At 70.0% G+C, this 24,793-nt stretch carries 20 protein-coding genes and 5 pseudogenes; 16 read left to right on the forward strand and 9 right to left on the reverse strand.

Features of this window, described 5'->3' with window-relative positions:
* Window positions 1-69: 69 nt before the first annotated feature.
* Both ACODNG_RS11500 and ACODNG_RS11505 read left to right on the forward strand, forming a co-directional pair.
* Entirely contained in the window at window positions 70-1,041 is a 972-nt protein-coding gene (locus ACODNG_RS11500; RefSeq protein ID WP_434521416.1) for a ribose 1,5-bisphosphate isomerase, read from the forward strand.
* Window positions 1,038-2,249 carry a carbohydrate kinase family protein gene (locus tag ACODNG_RS11505; RefSeq protein WP_434521417.1) on the forward strand — a complete coding sequence of 404 codons (1,212 nt, stop codon included), beginning with the start codon at window positions 1,038-1,040 and terminating at the stop codon, window positions 2,247-2,249. Before ACODNG_RS11500 ends, ACODNG_RS11505 begins: the two co-directional genes overlap by 4 nt.
* Before the next feature lie 66 nt (window positions 2,250-2,315).
* Here the strand turns inward: ACODNG_RS11505 and ACODNG_RS11510 are convergent.
* Together ACODNG_RS11510 and ACODNG_RS11515 are read right to left on the reverse strand one after the other, a co-directional pair.
* Window positions 2,316-3,020 (reverse strand): annotated as a pseudogene (locus tag ACODNG_RS11510) (hypothetical protein); the annotation flags it as partial.
* 104 nt (window positions 3,021-3,124) lie between these two features.
* Entirely contained in the window at window positions 3,125-4,222 is a 1,098-nt protein-coding gene (locus ACODNG_RS11515; protein ID WP_434521418.1) for an asparaginase, read from the reverse strand.
* 293 nt (window positions 4,223-4,515) lie between these two features.
* Here ACODNG_RS11515 and ACODNG_RS11520 point away from each other — a divergent pair, with 293 nt between their 5' ends.
* The 3 genes from ACODNG_RS11520 to ACODNG_RS11530 all read left to right on the forward strand — a co-directional run bounded on the left by ACODNG_RS11520 (window position 4,516) and on the right by ACODNG_RS11530 (window position 7,486).
* Window positions 4,516-4,737, forward strand: a complete 222-nt coding sequence (locus ACODNG_RS11520; protein WP_434521419.1) for a hypothetical protein — start codon at window positions 4,516-4,518, stop codon at window positions 4,735-4,737.
* 148 nt (window positions 4,738-4,885) lie between these two features.
* Window positions 4,886-6,544 carry a DUF255 domain-containing protein gene (locus tag ACODNG_RS11525; RefSeq protein WP_434521420.1) on the forward strand — a complete coding sequence of 553 codons (1,659 nt, stop codon included), beginning with the start codon at window positions 4,886-4,888 and terminating at the stop codon, window positions 6,542-6,544.
* A 135-nt stretch (window positions 6,545-6,679) separates the two neighbouring features.
* Window positions 6,680-7,486, forward strand: a complete 807-nt coding sequence (locus tag ACODNG_RS11530) for a TrmB family transcriptional regulator (protein ID WP_434521421.1) — start codon at window positions 6,680-6,682, stop codon at window positions 7,484-7,486.
* A 531-nt stretch (window positions 7,487-8,017) separates the two neighbouring features.
* Here the strand turns inward: ACODNG_RS11530 and mptA are convergent.
* Entirely contained in the window at window positions 8,018-8,944 is a 927-nt protein-coding gene (mptA, locus tag ACODNG_RS11535) for a GTP cyclohydrolase MptA (RefSeq protein ID WP_434521422.1), read from the reverse strand.
* Window positions 8,945-9,142: 198 nt separating this feature from the next.
* Here mptA and ACODNG_RS11540 point away from each other — a divergent pair, with 198 nt between their 5' ends.
* From ACODNG_RS11540 to ACODNG_RS11565, 6 genes are all read left to right on the forward strand, one after another.
* Window positions 9,143-9,436 carry a 50S ribosomal protein L21e gene (locus ACODNG_RS11540; RefSeq protein WP_006112901.1) on the forward strand — a complete coding sequence of 98 codons (294 nt, stop codon included), beginning with the start codon at window positions 9,143-9,145 and terminating at the stop codon, window positions 9,434-9,436.
* A 1-nt stretch (window position 9,437) separates the two neighbouring features.
* Window positions 9,438-9,794: an RNA polymerase Rpb4 family protein gene (locus tag ACODNG_RS11545; protein ID WP_434521423.1), complete on the forward strand. Its 357-nt coding sequence runs from the start codon at window positions 9,438-9,440 to the stop codon at window positions 9,792-9,794.
* 134 nt (window positions 9,795-9,928) lie between these two features.
* A complete protein-coding gene (locus ACODNG_RS11550; protein ID WP_434521424.1) occupies window positions 9,929-10,507 on the forward strand; it encodes a DUF655 domain-containing protein in 579 nt (192 codons plus the stop codon).
* A gap of 49 nt (window positions 10,508-10,556) precedes the next feature.
* A complete protein-coding gene (locus ACODNG_RS11555) occupies window positions 10,557-11,444 on the forward strand; it encodes a 16S ribosomal RNA methyltransferase A (RefSeq protein WP_434521425.1) in 888 nt (295 codons plus the stop codon).
* A gap of 2 nt (window positions 11,445-11,446) precedes the next feature.
* Window positions 11,447-12,637: a mechanosensitive ion channel family protein gene (locus ACODNG_RS11560; RefSeq protein ID WP_434521426.1), complete on the forward strand. Its 1,191-nt coding sequence runs from the start codon at window positions 11,447-11,449 to the stop codon at window positions 12,635-12,637.
* Window positions 12,634-13,269, forward strand: coding sequence for a HemK2/MTQ2 family protein methyltransferase (locus ACODNG_RS11565; RefSeq protein ID WP_434521427.1), 636 nt, complete (start codon window positions 12,634-12,636; stop codon window positions 13,267-13,269). Before ACODNG_RS11560 ends, ACODNG_RS11565 begins: the two co-directional genes overlap by 4 nt.
* A 7-nt stretch (window positions 13,270-13,276) precedes the next feature.
* Here the strand turns inward: ACODNG_RS11565 and ACODNG_RS11570 are convergent, their stop codons facing one another.
* Window positions 13,277-14,191 carry an ABC transporter substrate-binding protein gene (locus ACODNG_RS11570; protein WP_434521428.1) on the reverse strand — a complete coding sequence of 305 codons (915 nt, stop codon included), beginning with the start codon at window positions 14,189-14,191 and terminating at the stop codon, window positions 13,277-13,279.
* Between the two features lie 111 nt (window positions 14,192-14,302).
* Between ACODNG_RS11570 and ACODNG_RS11575 the strand changes: the two are divergent.
* The 4 genes and pseudogenes from ACODNG_RS11575 (at window position 14,303) to ACODNG_RS11590 (ending at window position 18,758) form a co-directional block, all read left to right on the forward strand.
* A pseudogene (locus ACODNG_RS11575) lies at window positions 14,303-15,320 on the forward strand (5-methyltetrahydropteroyltriglutamate--homocysteine methyltransferase).
* A pseudogene (locus ACODNG_RS11580) lies at window positions 15,320-16,394 on the forward strand (methionine synthase). The pseudogenes ACODNG_RS11575 and ACODNG_RS11580 overlap by 1 nt, the downstream one beginning before the upstream one ends.
* A 225-nt stretch (window positions 16,395-16,619) precedes the next feature.
* The gene (locus tag ACODNG_RS11585) at window positions 16,620-18,014 is read left to right on the forward strand and encodes a permease (protein WP_434521429.1); all 1,395 of its coding nucleotides are present in this window, start codon (window positions 16,620-16,622) and stop codon (window positions 18,012-18,014) included.
* A 177-nt stretch (window positions 18,015-18,191) separates the two neighbouring features.
* Window positions 18,192-18,758 carry a sugar phosphate isomerase/epimerase family protein gene (locus tag ACODNG_RS11590; RefSeq protein ID WP_434521430.1) on the forward strand — a complete coding sequence of 189 codons (567 nt, stop codon included), beginning with the start codon at window positions 18,192-18,194 and terminating at the stop codon, window positions 18,756-18,758.
* Between the two features lie 9 nt (window positions 18,759-18,767).
* Here the strand turns inward: ACODNG_RS11590 and ACODNG_RS11595 are convergent, their stop codons facing one another.
* From ACODNG_RS11595 to ACODNG_RS11605, 3 genes and pseudogenes are all read right to left on the reverse strand, one after another.
* On the reverse strand, window positions 18,768-19,703 hold the full coding sequence (locus ACODNG_RS11595; protein ID WP_434521431.1) for a DUF7547 family protein: 936 nt from the start codon (window positions 19,701-19,703) through the stop codon (window positions 18,768-18,770).
* A 49-nt stretch (window positions 19,704-19,752) separates the two neighbouring features.
* Window positions 19,753-21,012 carry a GNAT family N-acetyltransferase gene (locus ACODNG_RS11600; protein ID WP_434521432.1) on the reverse strand — a complete coding sequence of 420 codons (1,260 nt, stop codon included), beginning with the start codon at window positions 21,010-21,012 and terminating at the stop codon, window positions 19,753-19,755.
* A gap of 86 nt (window positions 21,013-21,098) precedes the next feature.
* Window positions 21,099-22,198, reverse strand: a pseudogene (locus ACODNG_RS11605) (NADH:flavin oxidoreductase/NADH oxidase).
* Window positions 22,199-22,311: 113 nt separating this feature from the next.
* Between ACODNG_RS11605 and ACODNG_RS11610 the strand changes: the two are divergent.
* A complete protein-coding gene (locus ACODNG_RS11610) occupies window positions 22,312-22,479 on the forward strand; it encodes a DUF7331 family protein (RefSeq protein WP_434521433.1) in 168 nt (55 codons plus the stop codon).
* A gap of 94 nt (window positions 22,480-22,573) precedes the next feature.
* On the opposite strand, the gene ACODNG_RS11615 is transcribed toward ACODNG_RS11610, so the two are convergent.
* Window positions 22,574-23,167, reverse strand: a complete 594-nt coding sequence (locus ACODNG_RS11615; RefSeq protein ID WP_434521434.1) for a response regulator — start codon at window positions 23,165-23,167, stop codon at window positions 22,574-22,576.
* A gap of 241 nt (window positions 23,168-23,408) precedes the next feature.
* Window positions 23,409-24,688 (reverse strand): annotated as a pseudogene (locus ACODNG_RS11620) (aminotransferase class V-fold PLP-dependent enzyme).
* Window positions 24,689-24,793: the final 105 nt, after the last annotated feature.

Below are 24,793 nucleotides of genomic sequence, written 5' to 3' on the forward strand. Positions count from 1 at the left end.
GGAGCGGAGCCGACCGCCGCCGACCCGCGAGCCGGCTTTATAAATACCGGGGCTGGTTACGGGATCGGTATGACAGACACGGAGCCGGCGCCGGCGGTCCGCGAGACCGCCGAGTCGATCGCGACGATGGAGATCCGCGGCGCGGCGACCATCGCCTCCTCGGCCGCCGAGGCCCTCGCCGAGCAGGCGGAGGCGGCGGCCGAGGCGGACGCGACCGCGAGCGACCCCGAGGCGTTCCGCGCGTCGATGCGCGCCGCGGGGCGGACCCTCCGCGAGACGCGCCCGACCGCGGTGTCGCTGCCGAACGCCCTCCGGTACGTCCTCCAGCGGATGGAGGGCGACTCGGTCGACCGGCTCCGCCGGAGCGTCACGGACGCGAGCGAGGCGTTCGTCGAGCAGCTCGACCGCGCGCAGGACGACCTCGGGCAGGTGGGCGCCAACCGCCTCGCCGACGGCGACACCGTGATGACCCACTGCCACTCCACCGACGCCTTGGCGTGCATCGAGGCGGCCGTCGAGCAGGGGAAATCGATCTCGGCGGTCGTCAAGGAGACGCGCCCGCGACAGCAGGGCCACATCACCGCGGAACAGCTCCGCAACGCGGGCGTCCCCGTCACGCTCATCGTCGACTCCGCGGCGCGGCGCTACCTCGACGAGGTCGACCACGTCGTCGTCGGCGCCGACTCGATCGCCGCGGACGGCGGCGTGATCAACAAGATCGGCACCTCGGGACTCGCCGTCAACGCCCGCGAGCGCGGCGTCCCGATCATGACCGCGGCCCAGACGATCAAACTCCACCCGGAGACGCTGACGGGCCACACCGTCGAGATCGAGATGCGCGACGAAAGCGAGGTGATAGACTCCGCGAGCCGCGAGGAGATCGGCGATATCGCGGTCGAGAACCCCGCGTTCGACGTGACGCCGCCGCGGTACATGGACGCGATCGTCACCGAGCACGGCCAGTTCCCCCCGGAGAGCATCGTGACGCTGATGCGGGAGCTGTTCGGCGAGGGCGCCGCCGAACCGTGGGCCGAACAATGAGCGGGCGCGACGATCCGCCGGTCGACGGCGACGGTAAGGGTCACCCCCCTGACGACGAGGGCGTCGACGACTGGGACGAGACGGTCGCGGAGTGGGACCGCGAGGTCGACGAGTGGGAGGGCGACGCGCCCGAAGGTGGGGACGACGCACACGACGAACCATCCGACGAGACTGCCGACGGCGGCACCGCTCCCGACGACGACGTCGACCCGGCGGTCGACCCCGACCCCGACCTGAGCCCCGGCGACGCCGACCGCGTGCCGAAGGTCGTCTCGGCGGGCCACATCAACTGGGACGTGACGATCCACGTCGACAGCCTGCCGGAGCCGGACGGCGAGACGCGGATCGACCGGCTCGAACAGTCCGGCGGCGGCAGCGCCGCGAACGTCGCCGTCGGACTCGTCGACCTGGGAGGCCAGTCGGTCGTCTACGGGAGCGTCGGCGGCGACGAGTCGGGGGCGCTAGCGCTGCGCGAGCTCGCCAGCGCCGGCGTCGACCCCGGGCAGGTGCTGGTCGACGCCGACGAGCCGACCTCGGTGAAGTACGTCATCGTCGACGGCGGCGGCGAGCTGCTCATGCTCGCGAACGACGGGGCGAACGAGTCGTTCTCGGCGGCCGGACTCGACCGCGACACGCTCGCGGCCGCCGACCACCTCCACCTCACCGGGCAACAGCCCGAGACCGCCGCGGCGCTCGCGACCGCGGCCGCGGAGGCTGGCGCGACCCGGAGCTTCGACCCCGGTCGCCGGGTCGCCGACCGCGAGTTCGACGCCGCGCTCCACGCGAGCGACGTCCTCTTCTTAAACGACCGCGAGGCCGACGCGCTCGCGGCCGAGACCGATGTCGACCCGTGGGAGCCGGACGACCGCGTCGTGGCGATCAAGCTCGGCGACGAAGGCGCGACGGTCCGGACGCCGCACGGCAGCGTCTCGCACCCCGGATTCGATGTCGACCCGGTCGACACGACCGGCGCGGGCGACGCCTTCGCGGCCGGGTTCCTCGCGGCTGCGCTCCGGGAGCCGGAGATCACCGGCGACGGGTTCTCGCACGACCCGCGCGACTATCAGGTACCAATCTTAGTCGGCAACGCCTGCGGCGCCGTCGCGACCGAGTCGGTGACCGCGCGCACCGACCTCTCGTGGGAGCGCGTCCGGGAGCGGATGGGCGAGTCGCCCGAGACGGACCTCCTCATCGAAGTTCGGGCCTGACGCGCGGCCGACCCAACCTTCCGGCAGCCCGACACTACCTCCCGTAATCGATAGCTACCCTTCGTAGTCGAACGCGGTGGGGACGTTCGCGGGGTCGCCGTCGAGGCGAATCCCCCCGGCGAGACCGTTCGGCTCACCGATGTCGTCACCGTCGCGCACCGTTCCCGTTTCACCCCAGCCGTCGGTGACCGAGAGCCGCGCCGCGTCGGGGAGGGGATCGCTCGTGACGCGGAGCAGGGCGGCCGAGTAGGTGATCGCGTTCCCGCAGGCGACCTCCGCGCTTTCCGCCCCCTGAACCGTCGCGTCCGCGACGAGAGTCCCGTCCTCGACGCCGACCCCGTCGAACGATATCTCGTCGTGACAGGTGGTCGGGCCGACGGACTCGACGTAGCAGACGACCGACTCGGAGAAGTCCGTCTCCTCGACGAAGGCTCGGGCCTCCTCCGGCGCCTCGGCGCTCGGCCACGCGCCGTCGCCGTCCCCCTCGGTGATCAGCACGCAGAGGCCGCGCCGCTCGGTCCGGTCCCACGCGGGACCCGAGAGGGCCGACCCGACCTGTTGGACGGCCGTCGTCACCTCGCCCGCGGCGCCGTCGCCGCCGGCGCCGTCTCCCCCGTCGGTGCCGTCGCCGTCGGCATCCCCGTCTCCGTCGCCGCCGTCGGTTCCGTCGCCGCCCGAAACGGGGTCGCCGGTCCCCGTACACCCCGCGAGCGCGGCGGCGCTGCCGGCGGCGATGCCGTAGAGGGCCGTTCGTCGCGTGAGATCGGTCATACCACCCGGTACGCGGCCGACGCATAAGGGCTTCCCGTAAACCCAAACGTGCGTCTGACCCATCTCGGCGGGCGATCTTGCCGCGCTCGGGGGTCGCGCTCCGTCTACGCCGGCGGCGCGAACAGCGCCTCGATCCCCTCGTCGTCGAGGTCGGCGGCGAGACCGAGCGCGAGCGCGACGCGCGCCTTCGCGGCCGGGAGGTCGCCGGCGAACGTAACCCCGTGGTCCGCAAGCGTGACGGCGCCGCCCGGCGTCCCGTACACGGGTTCTGTCGGTCCCGCCGGCGGGCGGCCGGAGACGACGACCGGGACGCTCTCGACCGCCTCGGCGATCGCGTCGCCGAGCGCTCCGGTGACGTTGCCGAGACCAGTCCCCTCGAGGACGACTCCGCCGACGCCCGCGTCGAGCGCGTGTTCGAGCGCGCCCGCGCCGACGCCGGTCCCCGAGTGGATCACCGGGACCTCGGGCACGTCCGCGGCGTCATCGATCGCGTCCGCGAGGGGGGCGACCGGGACGCCGCGCTCGGGCGTCCGAAGGAGTCGCGAGGCGGCGCGGGTGAACGTCGCGACCGGTCCCGCCCCCGGCGAGGTCATCGTCGACAGCGCGTTGCTGTGGCCCTTCACGACGTCGCGAGCCGCGTGGAGTTCGTCGTCGAACGCGACGTGGACGCCCGAAGAGAACCGGTCGTCCGCGGCCGCCCGCACCGCCAGCGCGAGGTTCGCCGGCACGTCGCTGGAGGGTTCGTCCAGCCGACGCTGCGCGCCGGTCACGACGACCGGCGCGTCGAGGTCGGTGAGGAGATCGAGCGCGAAGGCGGTGTCCGCGAGGGTGTCGGTCCCGTGGGTGACGACGACGCCGTCGGCCGCCTCCTCCGCGCCGGCGTCGCACGTGTCCGCGTCCTCACCGACCGCGTCGCGCGCGGCGGTCGCGGTCGCGAGCACGTCCCGCCACCGGACGTCGAACCCGGGCTGCGAGCACACTTCCTTGGTCGTCACCCGGGCGTAGTCGGCCGCCGCCGGCACCGCTTCCACGAGGTCGGCGCCGGTCTTCTCCGGGGCCGCGCCGTCGTCGCTCGGCTCCGAGGCGATGGTGCCGCCGCAGGCGACGACCGCCACCCGCGGCCGGCCGCCGTCGGCGCGTGCGACGGAACGGTCCCGGTCCGTCTGGTCGCCGCGTCGGTCGCCGCGATCGGTTTCGGTCATAGCCACACCTTACTCCCGACGGACAAAGCGGTTGGTGCCGCGGCAGGTGCCCGGTCCCAACCCGTCAGTACGCGGTAGTCGCCCGTTCTCCGGATCGCCGCTTCGGAGCGGCCGGATCGGTCCGGAACGGTCGGACCGGAAGAGATCCGGAAACAAAGGATTAGAACGCGTTGTAAACAGTTAAAACGTCTCTGCGTCGTTTGTAAAACGACCCGATCGGGCGAGAAACGTAGTGAAATTCACCGAACCCTCGGCGGGGTATATGTGGGTCCCCGCCGTACGGAGAAGTGTCCATGTCAACCCCCGCTCCCACGCAGATCGCCTCCGGCGAACGGCTCGCCGGACTGATGACCGGCACCGTCAAAGCCGCCGCCTTCTGGGCGGCCATCGCCATCCCGGCCACGTACCCCGTCCTGCTGTACTCGGGGCTGGACGGCGGCACCGGGCGGCTGTTCGTCGTCCTGCTGTTCGCGAACGCCCTCGCGCTCGCGCTCGGTCACGACCACAAGCGCTGAGCGACGACGCCGAATCGCCCGTCCGAACGCCGACGCGACGCGTGGACACCGACGCGGTGCCCTCCCGCCCTCCCTTCCCTCACGCTCCCGAGATTCCGTAGCGTTCCGCTCTCGAAGCGCTTACCCACGCCCCGGTCCGACTGCGAGTATGAGCGACGAGACTCGCGTCGAGTGGCGCGACTGGGGTCCCGAGGCGTTCGCCGAGGCCGACGAGCGCGACCGCCCGGTGCTGCTCTCGCTGTCGGCCACGTGGTGTGAGGGCTGCCACGAGATGGACGCGATCACCTACGCCGAGCCGCGGATCGCCGCCAACGTCAACGAGGGGTTCGTCCCCGTCCGCGTCGACGTCGACCGCCACCCGCGGGTCCGCGAGCGGTACAACATGGGCGGGTTCCCGACGACCGCCTTCCTCACGCCCGAGGGGAAGCTGCTGACGGGCGCGGGCTACCTCGACGTCGACGGGATGCGACAGGTCCTCGAATCGGTCCGGCAGATGTGGGCCGACAAGGGTCGCGAGGGCGGCCGCGTCCCGCGCGCGCTCGACGCCGACCTGCCGCCCCGCGGTGAACTGACCGACGAGATCGAGAGCCACCTGGCGGGCCAGCTGGAGGCCAAGTACGACGCCGAGCACGCCGGCTGGGGCACCGACGCGAAGTTCCCCCTGCCCCGCACCGTCGAGTTCGCGCTGAAGCGCGACCGGAGCCGCGCGCTCCGGACGCTCGACGCGGTTCGCGACCACCTCGCCGACGACGTCGACGGCGGGTTCTTCCGGTACGCCGGCACCCGCGACTGGGGGGACATCGCCTACGAGAAGCCGCTCGACACGAACGCCGCGGTGACCCGCGCGTTCGCCAACGCCTTCCTCTACACCGGCGATGAGGCGTACCTCGACCCCGCGCTCGACGCCGTCTCCTTCCTCACCGACGACCTCTGGACCGGCTACGGCGTCGGCGGCAGCCTCGGTCCCGGACTCGGCCGGGCGTACTACGCGGCGCCCGCCGAGGACCGCGCGGACCTGGACGAACCCCGCCGCGACCTGACCGTCTTCGCTGGCGGCAACGCGCTCGCCGCGGACGCGCTGCTCGCGGCCGCCGCCTACACCGACGACGAGCGCGCCCGCGAGTACGCGGACCGGATCCTCGACGGGCTGGAACGCGACCTGATCGACGTTGAGAGCGGCGAAGTGACCCACTACCGCGGCAGCGACGAGGCCGGCGAGTCCGACCTGCTGGAGGACGCCGCCCGCGTCGTCGGGGCGTACGTCCGCGCCGCCGGGGTGCGCGGCGAGGGGGCCGACGTCGCCCGCGCGGTCGCGGACCGGGCCATCGAACGACTTCACGTCGACGGGTCGTTCGTCGACGGCCCGCGCTCGGGAGCGGGACTGCTCGATCGGTCGTTCCGCCCGCTCGACGCCAACGTCGAGATGGCGACGTCGCTGCTCGACCTTGCCGCGCTCACCGGCGAGGACCGCTACCGCGAGGTCGCGCGCGAGACGGCCGAGGCGTTCGCCGGCGCCACCGAGCGCCTGAGCGTCCAGGTCGCCGGCTACGGGAGCCTCGCCGGTCGCCTCCGCCGCGGCACGACCGTCATCGCGGTCGGGACCGAACCGGGGAGCGACCTTCACCGCGCCGCGTGGCGGGTGGCCGACCACGAGAAGGTGATCGCGCCGAACGCCCACGAGGATGACGCGCCCGCGCCGCGGACGGTCCCGGAGGGGACCGCGGTCGTCCTCGCGGGCGACGGCGCCTCCGAGCCGGCGGAAACGCCCGACGAGTTGATGGACCGGGTCGGCGATACCCTGGCCTGACTCTCGGCGACGCGCCGGCTCGACGGGTCGTCGGAATCGGCGGGATAGCCGCCGACAGTCGAGATCGAACCCACCTCGGCGATCCGAATCGTAAACGGGCGACGCGTTTATACGGATGCCGCGGCATCCCAGCGTATGGCATCTCTCCGCGACCTCGGACTCTCCGAGTACGAGGCCCGGGCGTACCGCGCGCTCCTCCGGACCGGGCCGACTACCGCGAAGGACCTCTCTCGCGCCAGCGAGGTCCCGATGGGTCGGATCTACGACGTGCTCAACAGCTTAGAGCAGCACAGTCTGGTCCGCAGTCAGGCGGCCAGCCGCCCGAAGAAGTACGTCGCGGTCGAGCCGGACGCCGCGCTCGACCGCCTGCTCGACGAGAAGAAACAGGAGCTGCAGACGCAGGCCGAACAGTACGAGTCGGTGGTCGACGATCTCTCGACGGAACTCGACGCCGGCGAGCCGGTCGACGGCCAGTTCTGGACCGCGGCGGTCGGCGCCGAGGAGGCGACCGACCTCCTCTTAGAGCGGATTGCCGCCGCTGAACGCCGGGTCGTCGTGGTCGCCGGTGCGCCCGCGACCGGCTTCGACCTCGGCACGATCGGCGAGCAGGTGGCCGCCGAACTGGAGTCCGCGCTCGAACGCGGCGTGGAGATCCGGGTGCTGCTGTCGCCGGCGACGGTCGACGCGCTCCCGCGGAGCGTCGGTCGCCGATACACCGCGGAGCTGGCGGACATGGACGGGTTCGAGGTTCGCACGTCGCCGAACGTGGACGGGACGTTCAACGTGTTCGACGAGATAGAGGTGTGTATCGAGGTGCCGCACCCGCTGTCGGCGGACGAGCCGTTCGCGATGATCGACGTGAAGGACATCGAGTTCGCGACGAGCGTGAAAGAGCAGTTCGAGCCGCGCTGGGCGGAGTCGGAGCCGTTGACGTTCGGCTGAGTGGCTGACGACGAAAGTTTATAAACGACGATGCGGCGGCGCGCGCCTCCGAGCGCCCACCGGGCGCGAGGAGCACGTGCGAGGGAGTCAGTCGCCGGAGCGAAGCGACGGCGACTGACGAGGCTGGGGAGGTGTGAGGCGCGGTGCTGTGCGGGGCGGGACTCAAAGGGGCAGTCGCGAGGCCGAAGTAGGCGACGTAAGCACCGCAGCGAGCAGCGCGAGCGAGGAGCGTGGTTCGAGAGAGCGGAGCTCTCTCGTCATCCCGAAAATCTTTGATTTTCGGGCGACAACGAGCGTACTGCGGCCTCGCGACTGGGGCTTTGGCGGTGTTCGTTGTCGATCCGGAATCAACGATTTATACGTAAACGGCTGGGGCTTTGGAGGTGGTCGCAGTCGATCGGTCGTCGATTATTTATAAACGAGCGGCTGGTGATTCGGAAATCTGTACCACAGCATCACCATTCACTTATAAATAACCGACAGCAACCTCCGGCTCAGTTAAAAGATCTTAGCGACCGCGTCTACACGCGCTTAGTGGTCGAGTTCGTCGCGGAGGTCGCCCAGCCGGACCTCGCGCTCGGCGTGGGCGTTGTGTTGGTGGATCGACTCGTCGTTCGACTGTTTCATGTGGATTACGGCGTCGTCCGGGAGGTGGCCGAACTCGTCGACGGTCCCCTCGGCGAGCGCGCGGACGCAGTCCTCGACGAACTTCGCGTCGGCGTGGGCCTCGTAGGTCATGTGGTCCTCGTCGGGGCGCTTCGCCATGTTGTAGATGCGCGCGCTCATCGAGTCGCGGGCGACGTCGATCACGTCTCGGAGGTCGACGTCCGGGTGGCCCTCGGTCGTGATCGTCAGGGTCGCGTGGCCGCGCTGGGAGTGGCCCGGCTGCGGGACGGCGTCGAGGAACTCCTCGGTCGTCTCCTCGTCGACGCCGAGTTCGGCGAGCTTGTCGCGGGCCCGCGACTCGCTCATCCCCTGCGAGCAGGGACAGACGGTCATCCCCGTCACTTCGGCGCCGATCTCCTCGCGCGTGCCGTCCTCGGTGGCGGTCGCGCTGGCGACGATCGTCGCCGTGCTCTGCGTCTCGATGTCGGAGGCGGGCGTGTTCTCGCGGGTGACGAGATCCGCCGTCATCGACACCTCGGCGGTGGTGGTGTAGTCGTGCTTCTCTAAGAGTCGCTCGGCGGCGTCGCCGCAGACGTCCTCGACGCGGTACGCCTCCTCGCGGGTGATGTCCTCGAGGATCTCGTCGACGGTCGCGAGGTTCCGCGACATGTCGATCCCCTTCCGGCCGCTCGGGAGGTCGACGAACACCTCGAACTCCGCCATGAGGACGATGGGGCGCTTGTCGCCGCGCGCCAGCTTCACGAGCTTCTCCACGCCGGTGACCCCGACCTGCGAGAGCCCGACGGTGACGTCGGGAGCCGAGGCCTGTACGTCCGGCAGCTGATGACTCATTACGAACATGGTAGGGACTCTCGGGATTATCCCTTTCGAAAGGGGGAGGTCCGTCTGGTAGTCGCGCGCGTGCGAGCGAGCGATGCGCGCGGGAGAGCGACGGACAGCACCGCCGATCTCCGCGTGTGTGAGGTCTCCACGCCCTGCGGGCCGTAACGCACGATTTATAACGGCGGCAGCGGAAGGTATCCCAAGACCATGCCGAGTTCCAATGGGCCGCAGAAGGCGACTCGCGACAAGCTCTCGAACAAACCCCGTAACCGCGGCACCTCCCCGCCGCAGCGAGCGATCCAGGAGTTCGACGAGGGGTCGCAGGTCCACCTCAAGATCGACCCGAGCGTTCCCAAGGGTCGCTTCCACCCGCGCTTCGACGGCCGGACCGGCACCGTCGTCGGCAAGCAGGGATCGGCGTTCAAAGTCGAGATTCCGGACGGCGGCAAGACGAAGACGCTCATCGTCACCGCCGCCCACATGCGCGCACAGCAGAACTGAGATGACGATCTTCAAAGAGAAGCTCGACGAGGAGTACGTCACCACCTCCGAGGCGAAGGAGATCCTCGTGGAGATCGAAGACGAGCGCGCGGAAGACGAAGACCGCGACCTCCGCTACGAGCTGGCCCGCGCGATCGAGCACGTCAATCGGTTCGCGGACCTCGACGCCGACGAGTCCCGCGAGCTCGTCGAGGAGCTGGCCGAGCTGGACCAGATCGACCTGCCGACCGCCGTGAAGATCACCGACCTGCTCCCCGAGGACCGCACGGAGCTCCGCTCGGTGTTCGCACAAGAGCGCTACTCGCTCGACGGCGAGGAGCTGGACGAGATCCTCGGCGTCGTCGCGAAGTACGCCTGAACGCGGAGCTTCTCTTCGGTCGTTCCTCCCGCCGCCGCGTTCCTCGCTGTTTCGCGTTCCCGACCGTTCTCCACTTCGACCGAGTCGCCGCTCCTCCCAGCGGTTTTTTCACTGCTCGGAGCGATAAACCAGACATGGAAAACGCCGACGGCGACGGGGACGTCGCTGACGACGGTCCGACCGCCGTCCTGCTCGACGTGCTGCCGAACGGGCGTCCCGACGACGACCGCCCGCAGTCCCGCAAGTCGCCGGTGGCGTACGCGCTCGGCGCCGACTCGTTCGGGCTGTACGAACTGACGCTTGGCGACGACGCGGACGTCTCGGTGGGCGACCGGATCGCGCTGGACGGGCCGGACATCGGCCGCTACCGCGAGGTGTCGTTCGACGACCTCACCCGAAACGCGGCCGCGGAGATCGAGTACGCGGCCGAGGCGATCGTCGAGACCGACGAAGAGCGGTTCGTCGACTTCTACAACGAGGCGGGACCGATCACCCTCCGGCTCCACCAGCTGAACCTGCTGCCGGGAATCGGCAAGAAGCTGCGGAACGACCTCCTCGACGAGCGGAAGCGCGGCCCGTTCGAGAGCTTCGCGGACGTCGAGGAGCGCATCTCCGGGCTCCACCGCCCGCGGGAGGTGATCCTCGAACGGATCGTCGAGGAGATCCGCGAGGACGACCTGAAGTACCGGACGTTCGTCGGCCGCGAGGACTGAGCCGCTCCCGAAACGAGGCTTTTACCCGAACACCGCGTGTACCCCGGCCATGACCGACTCATCGACGGGTGAGGGCCCCGCCTACGGGAGCCGCGACCCCGACGCGCTTGCGAGGCGGGCCGGCGCGCGCGCGGACCCCGACCGCGACCAGCACTTCCTCGTCGACGACCGGGTCCTCGACCGAATTCCCGGCTACCTCCCCGACGGCGCCGACACCAGTCACCTCCTCGAGATCGGCGGCGGCGCGGGCGCGCTTACCGACCGACTGCTGGCGACGGCGAGCGACGCCTCCGGGCGCCTGACGGTGATCGAGCGCGACGGCGCCTTCGCCGAGTTCCTCCGCGAGGAGTTCGCTGCCGCGGTCGCCGACGGGCTGCTCGACGTGGTCGAGGGCGACGCGCTCGACGTCGAGTTCCCGCCGTTTACGGCCTGCGTCGCCAACCTCCCGTACGGCGTCTCCTCGGAGATCGCCTTCCGGCTGCTGCCGGAGAAGAAGCCGCTCGTGTTGATGTTCCAGGCCGAGTTCGCTGACCGCATGGTGGCGTCCGCGGGCGAGTCCGAGTACGGTCGGCTCTCGGTGTCGGCGCAACACTACGCCGACGTCGAGATCGCGGAGCGCGTCCCGAAGGAGGCGTTCGACCCGCAGCCGGCCGTCGAGAGCGCCGTCGTGCGGTGTACCCCCCGCGACCCCGAGTACACTGTCGGCGACGAGGCGTTCTTCCTCCGGTTCGTGAAGGCGCTTTTCACCCAGCGGCGCAAGACGGTGCGGAACGCGGTCCGGAACACGGCGCACATCTCCGGGCTCGACGACCCCGAGGCGGTCGTCGACGCGGCGGACGAGGAGCTGCTCGGTAGCCGGCCCGGCACGCTGGAGCCGGCGGCGTTCGCCGCGCTGGCGGAGCTGGCGCGCGAGCGCGGCGCCCCAACGGAGGCGTGACGATGACGGACTGGATCGGCGTCGTGACGGAGCTTCAGCGCGCGCTCGCGGGCAACTTCGATCGGTTCGCCGCCTCGGTGGGTATCGTCGTCTCCGTACTGGCGGTCCGGTACCTCACGGGCCGGCTCAAGCGCGGCGACAGGGACCTCACCTCCACGAAACGGCTCCTGTTGTCGGCGGCGGTCGGCGTCGCCACCGCGGTGGGCGCGCTCACGCTCATCGCGGTGTGGGACCGGAGCGGCGCCCTCTTCGAGACCGCGCGGTCGGCGCTGAGCGCCGACCAGCTGTCGAACGTCATCCTCGCCGTGATCCTCTTGGCGATCTCGTACGCGCTCACGGACTTCCTCGGCGGCGTCATCCGCGAGATCGGCGCCGAGAGCGCGTCGATCTCCAAACACCAACAGGAGGTGATCCTCCGGATCACGCAGTTGACCATCTACACGTCGGCGATACTCGCGGTCGTCGGGCTGTTCACCGAGAACGTCGGCAGCCTCCTCGTCGGCGCGGGGTTCCTCGGGATCGTGGTCGGGATGGCCGCGCGCCAGACGCTCGGCGCGATCCTCGCCGGCTTCGTGCTGATGTTCTCCCGGCCGTTCGAGGTCGGCGACTGGGTGGAGATCGGTGACCACGAGGGGACGGTGACGGAGATATCGATCATGAGCACGCGGCTCCGGTCGTTCGACGGCGAGGTAATCACGATGCCGAACGACACCGTCCGGTCGGGTTCGATCGTCGACCGCTCGCGGCGGAACCGGCTACGGATCGAAGTCGAGGTCGGCGTCGACTACGACGCCGACGTCGAGCGCGCGGCCGCGGTCGTCGAGGAGGCGGTCGCGGGAGTCGAGGACGTCGCCGAGATGCCCGAGCCGAACGCCGTGACGAAGCGCTTCGCCGACTCGGCTGTCGTCCTCGGCCTCCGCTACTGGATCCGCAACCCCAGCATGCGGAAGCGCTGGCGGACTCAGACGGCCGCGATGAACGCGATGAAAGACGCCCTCGAAGCCGAGGGGATCGTCATCCCGTTCCCGCAGCAGACGCTCTCCGCCCGCGCTGAGGGCGCCTCGGGACCGCAGTTAGACGCGTCGGTCGAGGGACGCGCGGCGACGCGCGACGGGTCCGAGAGCTCCGGCGACGCCGACGGGGGTGACACCGAGGCGGAGGGTGACACCGAGGCGGAGGGCGGCGACCGATGACTGACGGCGGAGACGAGCGCGACGATAGCGACAAGCGCGACGATAGCGACGAGCACGACGGCGGCCTCGCGGCGCGACGCGGTCTCGACGACGTCGCCGTCTACCAGCCCGCGGAGGACTCCGGGCTGCTCGCGGAGGCGGCGGTCGCGGAGGCGCACGGGCGCGTGCTGGAGGTCGGCACGGGGTCCGGGTGGGTCGCTCAGCAGATCGCCGAGGAACGCGACCTCGACGTGGTCGGCAGCGACCTCAACCCCCACGCCGCGCGACAAGCCCGCGAGCGCGGGGTCGAGGCGGTCGTCGCCGACCTGCTCTCGCCGTTCCGCGCGGACGCGTTCGACGCGGTGTGTTTCAACCCGCCGTACCTGCCGACGGACCCCGACAACGAGTGGGACGACTGGATGGAACACGCGCTCTCGGGCGGCGAGTCGGGGCGCGAACTCATCGAGCCGTTCCTCGCGGACGTGGGTCGCGTCCTCGCGCCCGACGGCGTCGTCCTGCTTTTGGTCTCGTCGCTGACGGGATACGATGAGGTGCTCGAGTTGGTCGAAGATGTCGGGTTCGCGGCCGAGCCGGTCGTCGAGGAGTCGTTCCCGTTCGAGACGCTCACCGTATTGGCGTTGCGGCGGGAGTGAGGCGGTGTTACCGGGGGTTCGAGGCCCCGACCGGTTCCGTATCGATGCGCCGCACCTTCTCGCCGGTTTCCTCGGACCTGTCCGGACGGATCACAGTCGCTAGCGCCTCCAGCGTGTCGACGACGCGGTGGCTGTGGCGGTTCAGGTAGGCGGTGCCGTCCATCGCGTACACCCGACCGTCGCGCACCGCCGCCACGTCGTCGAGGGGGTCGCGGTCGAGCAGGTCGAGGGCCGCGCGCTCGGCCTCGTCGACGTCGGCGCTACAGGGCCCGACCACGACGACCTCGGGGTCGAAGGCGCGCAGTTCGTCCGGATCGATCTTCCGCGACCGTTCGCCGGAGCCGACGAGACCGGTCTCCCCGCCGGCGAGCTGAACGAGGTCGGGGACCCAGAGGCCTGCGTGGCGGAGCGGGTCGGCCCAGTCGAGGACGGCGACGCGGGGGCGGGCGTCGCCCGACGGGGCCGCGTCAGCGACGGTCTCGATCCGGGCGTCGAGGTCGTCGCGGAGCGCGGCCGCGGCCGCCGGGCGCCCTACCGCCTCGCCGACGACCTCGACGTTCGCGAGGACGTCGTCGAGGTCGTCGGCGTGGACGTCGAGCACCGCCGCGTCGAGATCGAGCCGCTCGACCGCCCGGCGGGCGAGCCCGGCGTCGAGCGCGCAGACCGCGCAGACGCCCTGCGTGAGGACCGCGTCCGGGTCGGCCGCGGCGAGCCGGTCGCCGTCGAGGTAGTAGGTGTCGTCGTGGGCCGCGATCCGATCGAGTTCCGCGGGGTCGGCGTCGAGGTCGCGGACGAGTCCGGTGAGCCTGGGTCGGTCCTCGACCGCCGGCGGATGGTCGCACTGGTGGGAGACCGCGGCGGGCGTCGCGCCGAGCGCGGCCGCCAGTTCGGTCGCGGAGGGAAACAGGGAGACGACGGTCATGGGGCTCGATTCCCGACGGACGGCTTAACCGTTCGGTCCGTCGGGGGTAATAACCTTCGAACATAAATTACATTAGCAAATATTATACGACGGCATATCCAACGGTCGGTGATGACCGAACGTGTCGCGGCGACGCCGGGGCTGTATCCGCTCCCGGACCGGGCGAAAGAGACGCTCTCGGACCTGAAGGGCCACCAGAAGGGGGACCTCCTGAGCGGCGACGAGAGCGAGGCGATCGTGGCGGAGTACGACGAGGTGCGCGCGACGTACGTCGACCACCAACTGGACGCCGGTCTCGACCTGATATCGGAGGGGCAGGCTCGGTGGGACGACATGATCGCGCACCCGCTGACGGTCCACGACGGCGTCGAGACCGGCGGGATCGTCCGGTACTACGACAACAACAACTTCTACCGCGACCCGCGCGTGGTCGACGACCTCGGCTTCTCCGGCGACGTTGCCCGCGAGCTCGAGAAGGCCGACGACCTGCTTGCCGACGCCGACGGCGCCGCCGACGCGTCGCTGGCGGCGACGCTCCCCGGGCCGTACTCGCTGGCCGACCTCGCGACCGACGAGCACTACGGCGACGAGGCCGAGTTCCAGGCCGCGGTCGCGGAGTTCCTCGCGGGCGAGGTCGAGGCGTTCCCGGCCCACGAGACGCTGTTCCTCCTCGAACCGTCGCTCGTCACGAACCCGCCCGCCGAGGGCGAGGAGGAGCGTGCGACCGACGCGATCGCGACGGTCGCCGACGCGACCGACGCCGACGTGGTGGTCCAGACGTTCTACGGCGCGCTCGACGAGAAGCTGTACGCGCACCTTGTCGACGAGGCGAGCGCCGACGCGCTCGGGCTCGACCTCGTCGCCGGCGACCGCGACGACACCGTCTACAACGTTCAGGAGTTCGGCTCGACCGACTCGCTGTCGCTCGGTCTCGTCGACGGGCAGAACACGCTCGTCGAGGAGCCGGAGACGGTCGCGGAGCGCGTCGAGTGGTTCGAGTCGCAGAATCCCCGTCGAGGGGTTCGACCGGACCTACCTCACGCCGAACGCCGAGCTGTTCTACCTGCCGACGAACAAGTACCGCGAGAAGCTGAACGCCCTCGCCGCCGCCGCGGAGGTGCTCGACTGATGGTCCGAAACCCCGACGCCAACAGAGACCAGTTCCGCCCGGACGACCACCCGACCGACGCGTTCCTGCTGACGACCGTCGTCGGCTCCTACCCGAAGCCGAAGTGGCTCAACCGGGCCGACGAACTGGTCGACGACCCCGACTCGAAGTTCGACGAGTCGGACCTCGAAGAGGCCCACGACGACGCCTGCCGGCTCATCACGCACGAGCACGAGCGCGCCGGGCTGGACACGGTCGTCGACGGCGAGATGCGCCGCAACGAGATGGTGGAGTTCTTCGCCGACCGCATCGACGGCTACGAGTTCAACGGTCCCGTGAAGGTGTGGGGCCACAACTACTTCGACAAGCCGAGCGTGGTCGAGGAGGTCGAGTACGACGAGCCGTGGCTCGTCGACGAGTTCGAGTTCACTGCCGGCGTCGCCGAGCGCCCCGTCAAGGTCCCGATCACGGGACCGTACACCCTCGGCTTCTGGGCGTTCAACGAGGCGTACCCCTCCACCGAGGAGCTGGTGTACGACCTCGCGGACCTCGTCAACGAGGAGGTCGAGAAGCTCGTCGAGGCGGGCGCGCGCTACATCCAGATCGACGAGCCGGCGCTGGCGACGACGCCTGAGGACCACGCCATCGTCGGCGAGGCGCTCGAACGAATCGCCGCGGGCATCCCCGAGGAGGTCCGGATCGGTCTCCACGTCTGTTACGGCGACTACTCGCGGGTGTACCCCGAGATCAACGACTACCCGATCGACGAGTTCGACCTCGAACTGTCGAACGGCGACTACGAGCAGATCCCCGTCTTCGAGGAGCCCGAACTCGAACCCGACCTCGCGCTCGGCGTCGTCGACGCCCACACCGCCGAGGTGGAGTCGGTCGCGGAGATCAAACGGAACATCCGGCAGGGCCTCCGCGTCGTCCCGCCGGAGAAGCTCACGAATCTCGCCCGACTGCGGGCTGAAGCTGCTCCCGCGCGAGGTCGCCTACGGCAAGACCGAGAACATGGTGACTGCGGCCCGCGAGATCGAAGCCGAGATAGACGCCGGCGAGATCGACCTCGACAACCCGCTCGCGGACGACTGAATCGGGAGACGGGACGCGGACGCCGCGGTCCCGGTCCGACGCGCTGTGGCGCCCGGTCGGACGCGCCTCGACGCTCGCGTCGGCAACTCAATTCGCGGCGATGGCGGTTTGCTTCACAATCCAAATACTGCTGCCCAGTAGCTTTCGATACCGTAGTATCTACCCCGTCTCGGGAAGGGTATTCTAAGGGAAACTGCAATAGACTTCCCTTGCGATCATCCAACCATGCAGGCAACGATACTCGACGGCGTTCTCGAATCCCTCCGTATCGGTTTCGGGTTTCTCTGGACGGCGGCCTGGGCGATCATCATGGGACTCACGGTGACGAGTCTCGTTCAGGTGTACGTCTCGAAGGAGCGAATGGCGGGGGTCTTGGGCGACGGCGACCTGCGCGGCCTCGCGAAGGCGACGGCGTTCGGCGCGGCGAGCAGCGGGTGTAGCTTTGGGGCCGTCGCCATCGGGAAGGGGCTGTTCAAGAAGGGCGCCCACGCGGTGAACTTCCTCGCGTTCATGTTCGCGTCGACGAACCTCATCGTCGAACTGGGGCTGATGATCCTGATCCTGCTGGGCTGGGAGTTCCTGCTCGCGGAGCTGCTCGGCGGCCTGATCCTCATCGTCGTGATGGCCGGCATCGTCCACCTCACGCTCCCCGAGGCCCTCTTCGACGAGGTCAGGGAGACGCTCGCGGAGCGCGACCGCGAGTCGGGAGTCAGCGAGGATCCCACCTGCGGCATGGAGGGTACGAAGGAGCACACGCTCACGACCGACGGCGGCGAGACCCTACGGTTCTGTTCGGAGGGGTGTCTGGAGACGTACCGTCAGGAGACGTCCGGCCGCGGCGGGTGGCGCGACGAACTGCGCTCGTGGGGCGGCTGGTACAAGGTCGCCAACCAGTACCGCAAGGAGTGGTCGATGATCTGGAAAGACATCGTCGCGGGCTTTCTCATCTCCGGGTTCGTCATCGTCTTCGTCCCGCAGCGGGTGTGGAACGCGCTGTTCGTCCAAGGAGACGGCCTGCTCGTGACCGCCGAGAACGCACTCATGGGCGTCGCCATCGCGGTCGTCAGCTTCGTCGGGAGCATGGGGAACGTCCCGTTCGCCGTCGCGCTGTGGGGCGGCGGCGTCGGCTTCGCCGGGATCATCGCGTTCGTCTACGCCGACCTCATCACGATACCGGTTCTCAACGTCTACCGGAAGTACTACGGCTGGAAGGTCATGCTGTACATCCTCGGCGTCTTCTTCGTGACCATGGCGTTCACCGGCTTCCTCATGGAACTGCTGTTCGACGCGCTCGGTATCGTCCCCGACCTCGCGGGCGGCGAGACGGCGACCGAGCAGACCTACTTCGAGCTCAACTACACGTTCTACCTCAACCTCGTCGCCTTCGCGCTCTCCGGGTTCCTCCTGTACGTCTATCGACGCGGTCTCGGTGCGCCCGGGGAGTACCGCGATCCGGTCTGCGGCATGCGGACCGACGACGAGGGTCCCAGCGCGTCCCACGAGGGGACGACGTACCGTTTCTGCTCGACGGCGTGTAAGCGGACGTTCGAGGAGGATCCGACGGAGTTCGCCGATCAACACCCGGAGATACGGGATCAGGGTCACGACCACGACCACTGAGGACAGCGTGGGCCGAGCGAGCGGGGCGGCGACGGTGGTCCTCCCCCATCGGTCGTTCGTACAGCGACGCGACAACCCCGAACCGTCGGCGTCCCGTGTCCCGCTGCCGGTTATTCAGATCAGCACTCCATTGAAAAGAAGGGGGATACATAACACGCCGCCGTACCCACCGCCGACATGACGATCGGTCTCACCGTCGGCGACGACCTCGATCGGCTCGCGGCGTCGTCGCCCCGATTCGACTTCTGCGAGCTCGGAATCGGGGAGCCGACGCTCGTGCCGGGCGACGTCGACCCCGAGCGCCTGAGCGATGCGCTCGCCGGCCGCGAGTTACTCGTCCACCTGCCGTACAGCCAGCGGCTGGCGACGTACGTCCCCGAGGTGAACGACGCCATCGTCGACTACCAGCGGCGCCTCCTCGAAGCGGCCGGCGACCTCGCCCGCGAGACCGACACCCCGATCTGTTTCGACCTCGGCCACGCGTACATGGAGGGGGGAAACAAGGCGATAAAGCGGTTCCTCCGGAGCCACGGCGACCGGATCTCGCATCTCCACTGCCACGACGTCCGCCGCCGCGGCGACACCCACCTCCCCGTGGGAGCCGGCGAGGTCGACTACGACCTCGTCGAGTCGGAACTCGCCGGGTTCGACGGCACCGTCGCCCTCGAAGTGTTCACCGACGACGAGACGCTCCTCCTCGACTCCGCCGAGCGCGTCGCCGACCGGCTCGGCGCGTCGTTTTAAGACCGCGGCTCAGTTCGCTCCGTCGTCCGGGTCCTCTTCGTCCGCGTCGTCGCTCGAGCCCGCGTTCCCTTCGCTGCCCGCGCCGTTCTCCACGTCGTCGTCCGTGTCGGTATCATCGTCTGCTTCCACGTCGTCGCCCGCCTCCGCACCGACCTCGTCGCCGTCGACCTGACGCTTTATCGACTCCAGCTCGGACTCGACGTCTATCTCCGGGGCGTCGTCGGCGTCGTCGGACGCTTCGTCCTCGCGTTCGTCGCCCTCGTCCCCGCTTTCGCCGGGTTCGGTCACGTCGATCCGAACCGGACTGGTGTCGTCGTCGCGGTCGGACTCCCTCTCGTCGCGCTCTCGGTCGATCTCGTCCCGGGTTCGGTCGCTCTCGTCCCGGGTTCGATCACCTCCGTCTCGGTCCCGGTCGCCCTCGTCTCGGTCGCGGTCCCGGTCGCCGTCCCTCCCGAGGCGCCGGTCCCGCGCCGCGTCCGCCTCCCGGCGTCCCTCGTCGATCCGGGACTCGATCTCCGCGGTGAGGTCGCGCGCGTCGGCGATGATCGACCGCGAGGCGGCCTCCTCTGGGAGGTCGGCCTCGGAGAGCGCGGTCCGGAGCTCCGAGAGCGACCGCGAGAGACCGGCGCTCGCGCCGTCGCGGACGTCCGCGAGGCGGTCGCCCGCGCCCTCCGCGCCCTCCGCGACGCTCCGCTCGGGGTCGGCGAGCCGGAGGGTGCCCTGGAGCAGTTCGAGCGACTTGATCGTCGTCTCCAGCAGCGCGATGAGCGTCGGAATGGTGTACTGTTCGGTGAACCGCACCAGCTCCGAAAGTCGGGGCGGCCGCGGGGGACCGCGGCGGTCGCGCTCGGTCTCTCGGAGGTCGGAGCGGAGCTCGCTCAGCACGTCCTCGAGCTCGTCGAGCCGCTCCTCGAGGTCGTCGTCGCGCGGGTCGCGGGAACTCATACCGCGCCGTAGGCGGTCCGCGGATAAAAAGCCCGGCAGCGAGGGCGGCTCAGAACCCCTCGCGCAGATGAGTCGTTCGTGGCGGGAACAGCGCGCGGAGGTCGCCCGCGACCGCGCTGTCGTCCGCGACCGCGCTGCCGACCGCGAGCCCGTCGTCCCGAATCACCTCGTCGACCGACCGGTACCCGACGTACAGCTGCGAGAGCGCGCCGACGTCGACCGCGGCGTCCGCGGTCTCGCTTTCTGCGTCGGCGGTCTCACCGTCGGTCTCGCCGCCCGCCGGCTCGACGGTGACCGCGCCGTCCGCGACGGCGACCCGGAACGTCCGGTCGTTCCAATCGACGAGCGGGTCGGCGACCGAAAGCGAGAACGCGGTCTCGAGTTCGGGGTCCGGCGCGAGCGCTTCGAGCGCGGCGGCGACGTCGACGAGCCGGACCATCGGTCCGGTGCGAACCTCGCAGTCGATGGCGCGCGGGTCGTCGACGAGGTCGAGCAGGGGCGCGTCCGGCGGGGCGCGGATCCGGACCTCGTCGACCTGCGAGTCGTGGTCGCGGAAGAAGCGGAGCAGCTGGAACCACGCCTCGTCGTCCGCGACGGCGACGTCGGTGACGCGCAACGCCGGGTCGTCCGCGTCCGGCTCGTCGTGGAAGCTGTACGCGCAGACGGCCCGAACCTCCCCGTCGCGCTCCCACCCGTAGACGAACGGGTCGGTCTTCCACCCCTGAAGGGTCCGCTCGCGCCACCACTCCTCGGTCCAGTCCATCGTCAGGTCGTAGCGCTCCGCGGTCGCCGCGAGAACGGGTTTCACGGCCGGGTAGTCGTCTTCCCCGAGTCGGCGGAAGGTCCCGGCGTCGTCGCCCGCGGTCGCGATCAGGTCGTCGACGAACCCGAGCTGTTCCGGCGGCGCGGTCAGGTGGCGGTAGCGGCTCGCGGTCGCCCAGCCGTAGTTCGCGTAGAAGGGGTACTCGAAGGGCCACAGCGTCGAGACGAAGACGTCGCGGTCGCGGTACTCCGCGAGCGACTCCCTGAGCATCCGGCCGACGTTCCCCTGCCGGCGGTGTTCCGGCGGGGACGCGACCGCGGAGAGTCCGGCGACCTCGCGGTCCTCGCCGCGGATCCGCAGCGAGAAGTAGTGGTGCGCGCAGACCGCCACCGGGTCGTCGCCGTCGAACAGCCCCCGCCTGTCGGCGATGGTGTCGTGGTCGTCGGCCTCCGCGGGGTCGTACGGTCCCTCGGTCGGGGCGAACGCGTACCGCATGAACGCGTCGAACTCGTCGGCGCGCTCGTCGGGGAACGGTCGGTACTCCATACGCGGTCGGCTCGCGGGAGGGAAATAAGTCTTCTCGGAGCGTGCGGGCGGTTCCCGCCCCGTCGGTGACTTGCCGTCGTCGTCGCTCAGTCGTAGCGGCCGCGGCGGTACTGGACCGGCCACTCGGCCTCTTCGCCGAGTTCGTGGGCGGCCTCAAGCGGCCAGTGCGGGTGGCGGAGCATCTCGCGGCCGAGCGCGACGAGGTCGGCCCGCTCGTTGCGGACCAGGGCGTCGGCGTGGGTCGGCTCCGTGATCCCGCCAACCGCGGCGACGGGCACGTCGGTTCCCTCGCGGATCGCCTCGGCGTAGGGTACCTGATAGCCCGGGCCGGCGCTCGGGATCTCTGGTCCGGGTGGATCCCGCCGCCCGAGACGTCGATCAGGTCGGCGCCGGCCTCGGCGAGTACGGGGGCCAGCCGCACCGAGTCGTCCACGTCCCACGAGTCGCGGTCGGGGAGCCAGTCGGTCGCGGAGATCCGGACGAAGACCGGCTTGCCGTCGGGCCAGACCTCGCGGACTGCCTCGACGACCTCGCGGAGGAGCCGAGTGCGGTTCTCGAAGCTCCCGCCGTACTCGTCCTCCCGGTCGTTGGTGACCGGCGAGAGGAACTGGTGGAGCAAGTAGCCGTGGGCCGCGTGGACCTCCGCCACCTCGAAGCCGATGTCGTGCGCGCGCTCCGCGGCGGCCGCGAACGCGTCGATGACCTCGTCGATGCCCTCACCGTCCAGCCGGCGGGTGTCGGCCAGGTCGCCCTCGTCGACGTTCGCGTGCGGGTACGGATCGTCGGTCGCGGAGACGGTCTCCCACCCGTCCGCCTCGTCGGCGGGGATGGGTCCGCCCCCCTCGGCCGGCGGGCGGTGAGAGGCCTTCCGTCCGGCGTGAGCCAGCTGGATCCCCGGGGTCGCGCCCTGAGACTTCACGAACTCGACGATCGGTTCGATCGCCTCGGCGTGCTCGTCGGACCAGATCCCGAGGCAGTTCGGGGTGATGCGGCCGCGCGGTTCGACGCCGGTCGCCTCCGTCATCACGACTCCCGCGCCGCCGGCGGCGCGGGCCCCGAGGTGGACGCGGTGCCAGTCGTTTGCCAGCCCGTCCTCGGCGGAGTACTGGCACATCGGCGAGAGCATTACGCGGTTCCGGAACTCGGTCTCGCGCAGCGTGAGCGGTGTGAACAGCGTGTCGGTCACGGCCGAGTGAACGACCGCCGCGAGGTAAGGCCCTCCGATCCCCCACCCGGATCGCCGCGGATGGTTTAGGTCGACCGAAATCTATATCCCCGCCGGTCTCTGACCGGGTAGTAATGACAACGGGAGACCGGATCGAGCGGGACGCCGAATCGGCGGCCGACGAACGGCCGACCGTCGCCGCGACCCGCTGTTCTCAGGAGCGGACTGTCTTCACCGAACAGGGCAACACCGACGCGTGGATAGCGACCGACCTCACGGTCGATCTCGACCTCGAACGGTAACGCGAACGTCTGTCGACCCCGCTGACGCCGTCCCCTCTACCCTCCACAGTCGCTGTCCCTTCTACTCTCCACAGTTGCCGCTCGGCGACGCCACTCACTCCTCGGAGCGCAGCGTCTCTCCCGGTGCCCCGGGTGCGCGCGGCGTCGACGCGACTCCCGCCCTCGCGTCTCCCTCGCGGTCGCGGCGCTCGTCGACGAGCGCGCGGATCCGGTCGAGGATCGCGTCGTACCGGCCGCGGTCGGACCCCTTCTCGAAGTAGGCGTCCGCGCCGGCGCCGAACGCGGCCGCCTCGCGCTCCTCGCCCGGACACGTGGTGTAGAACACGACCGGGACCCCGCGGTCAGCCTCGCGCAGTCGCTCGGTCAGGTCGACCCCGGACCCGTCCGGAAGGCGCTGTTCCGTCACGACGCAGTCGACCGGGACCCGCTCGCCGTCGAACTCGACGCCCGTCTCGACGGCGTCGAGTGCGTCCGCGAAGCGGTCCACGGTGTGGACCCGAACGCGATCGGTGAGCCGCGCCGCGAACGCCTCCAGCAGCTCGGCGGAACGCGGGTCCGGCTCGACCTGGAGGACGGTGATCGGTCCCCCGTCGGTCCTCGGGGAGTGGTCGGCGAGCGATTCGGATCGATCGGCGGCTCCGTTCGGGTCTGCGCGGGCGTCGGACGGCGTCGGTGTATGGTCGGTCATGTGGTGTGGTGGCGAGCGACGACTCGGCGGGGAACAACTTACTACAAGAGTTGTGACTCTTCTTCGTACTATCGTCGGGCCGTCGACGGGATAACAATTGTGCGATCACCGTTGCCACGCCCCTTAGACCCGATTATTCGGTAGTATTACGAGAAAATCACCGGACGCGTCCGGGGTCGACGACGAGCGGCGCGCGATCACCGATTCACTGTGCGCACGGGTGCCGTACCCCGCGGATTCGCTACGCGAACAGGTCCCGGGCCTCGCGGACGGCGTCGACGAGCGCGTCGACCTCCTCGATAGTGTTGTAGAAGTAGAAGGAGGCGCGCGCGGAGGCGGCGACGCCCATCTCGTCGTGGAGCGGCTGGGTGCAGTGGTCGCCGGCGCGGATCGCGACGCCGTAGTCGTTGAGGATGCTGGAGAGGTCGTGGGCGTGGACGCCGTCGACGTTGAACGCGACGAGACCGCCGCGGTCGTCGCCCGGCGGGCCGTAGATCTCGACCCCGCCGAGCGCCTGTAGCTCGTCGTAGGCGTACTCGGCCAGCAGGTCCTCGTGGGTCTCGATCCGGTCCATGCCGACTTCTTCGAGGTACTCGATCGCGGCTGCGAGACCGATCCCCTGCGCGATCGAGGGCGTCCCGGCCTCGAACTTCCACGGGAGGTCCTCCCACGTGGAGTCCTCGAAGGAGACCCGGCGGATCATGTCGCCGCCGTAGAGGTACGGCTGCGATTCCCTCTCAGGATCTCCTCGCGGCCGTACAGCGCGCCGATCCCGGTCGGCCCGCACATCTTGTGGCCGGAGAAGGCGAGGAAGTCGACGTCGAGGTCGCCGACGTCGACAGGGCGCGTCGGCACTGACTGGGCGGCGTCCGCGAAGACGTACGCGTCGTGATCGTGCGCCAGGTCAGCCAGTTCGCGGATGGGGTTCACGGTGCCGAGCGTGTTCGACACGTGGACGGCGGACACCATCTCGGTGTCGTCGTCGATGAGGGCCGCCGCGTGGTCGGTGTCGAGCCGCCCCTCGTCGGTGACGTCGATGAAGCGCACGTCGGCGCCCGTCCGCTTGCCGATCTGCTGCCAGGTGACGAGCGAGGCGTGGTGTTCCATCTCGGTGAGGACGACATTGTCGCCCGGTCCCAGCTCTTCGAGACCCCACGCGTACGCGACGAGGTTCATCGCCTCCGTCGTGTTCTTGGTGAAGACGATCTCCTCGCGGCCCGCCGCGCCGATGAACTCGGCGACCGCGTCGTGGGCCTCCTCGTAGGCGACGGAGGCCTCCTGGCTCAGCTGGTGGATCCCGCGGTGGACGTTGGCGTTGTAGCTCCGGTAGTAGTCGGAGATGGCGTCGACGACCGGGTCGGGGGTGTGCGAGGTCGCCGCGTTGTCGAGGTAGACGAGCGGCGTGTCGTCGCCCTCGCCCTCGCCCGCGGTCTCCGGGTCCCCGCCGACCTTTCGATCGAGGATCGGGAAGTCGGCGCGGAGCGCCTCCACGTCGAACGGGTACTGTTCTTGGACTCCCATTACCCGGTATGGGGTCCCGAACACTAACACACCTTCGGTCCGGTACGTCTTGCGGGTATCGCGGACGCGCGAGAACCCGTTTCGCGGCGGTTCACGCCTCGGTGC

The sequence above is a fragment of the Halorubrum sp. AS12 genome, assembly GCF_051122765.1.
Classification (GTDB): domain Archaea; phylum Halobacteriota; class Halobacteria; order Halobacteriales; family Haloferacaceae; genus Halorubrum; species Halorubrum trapanicum.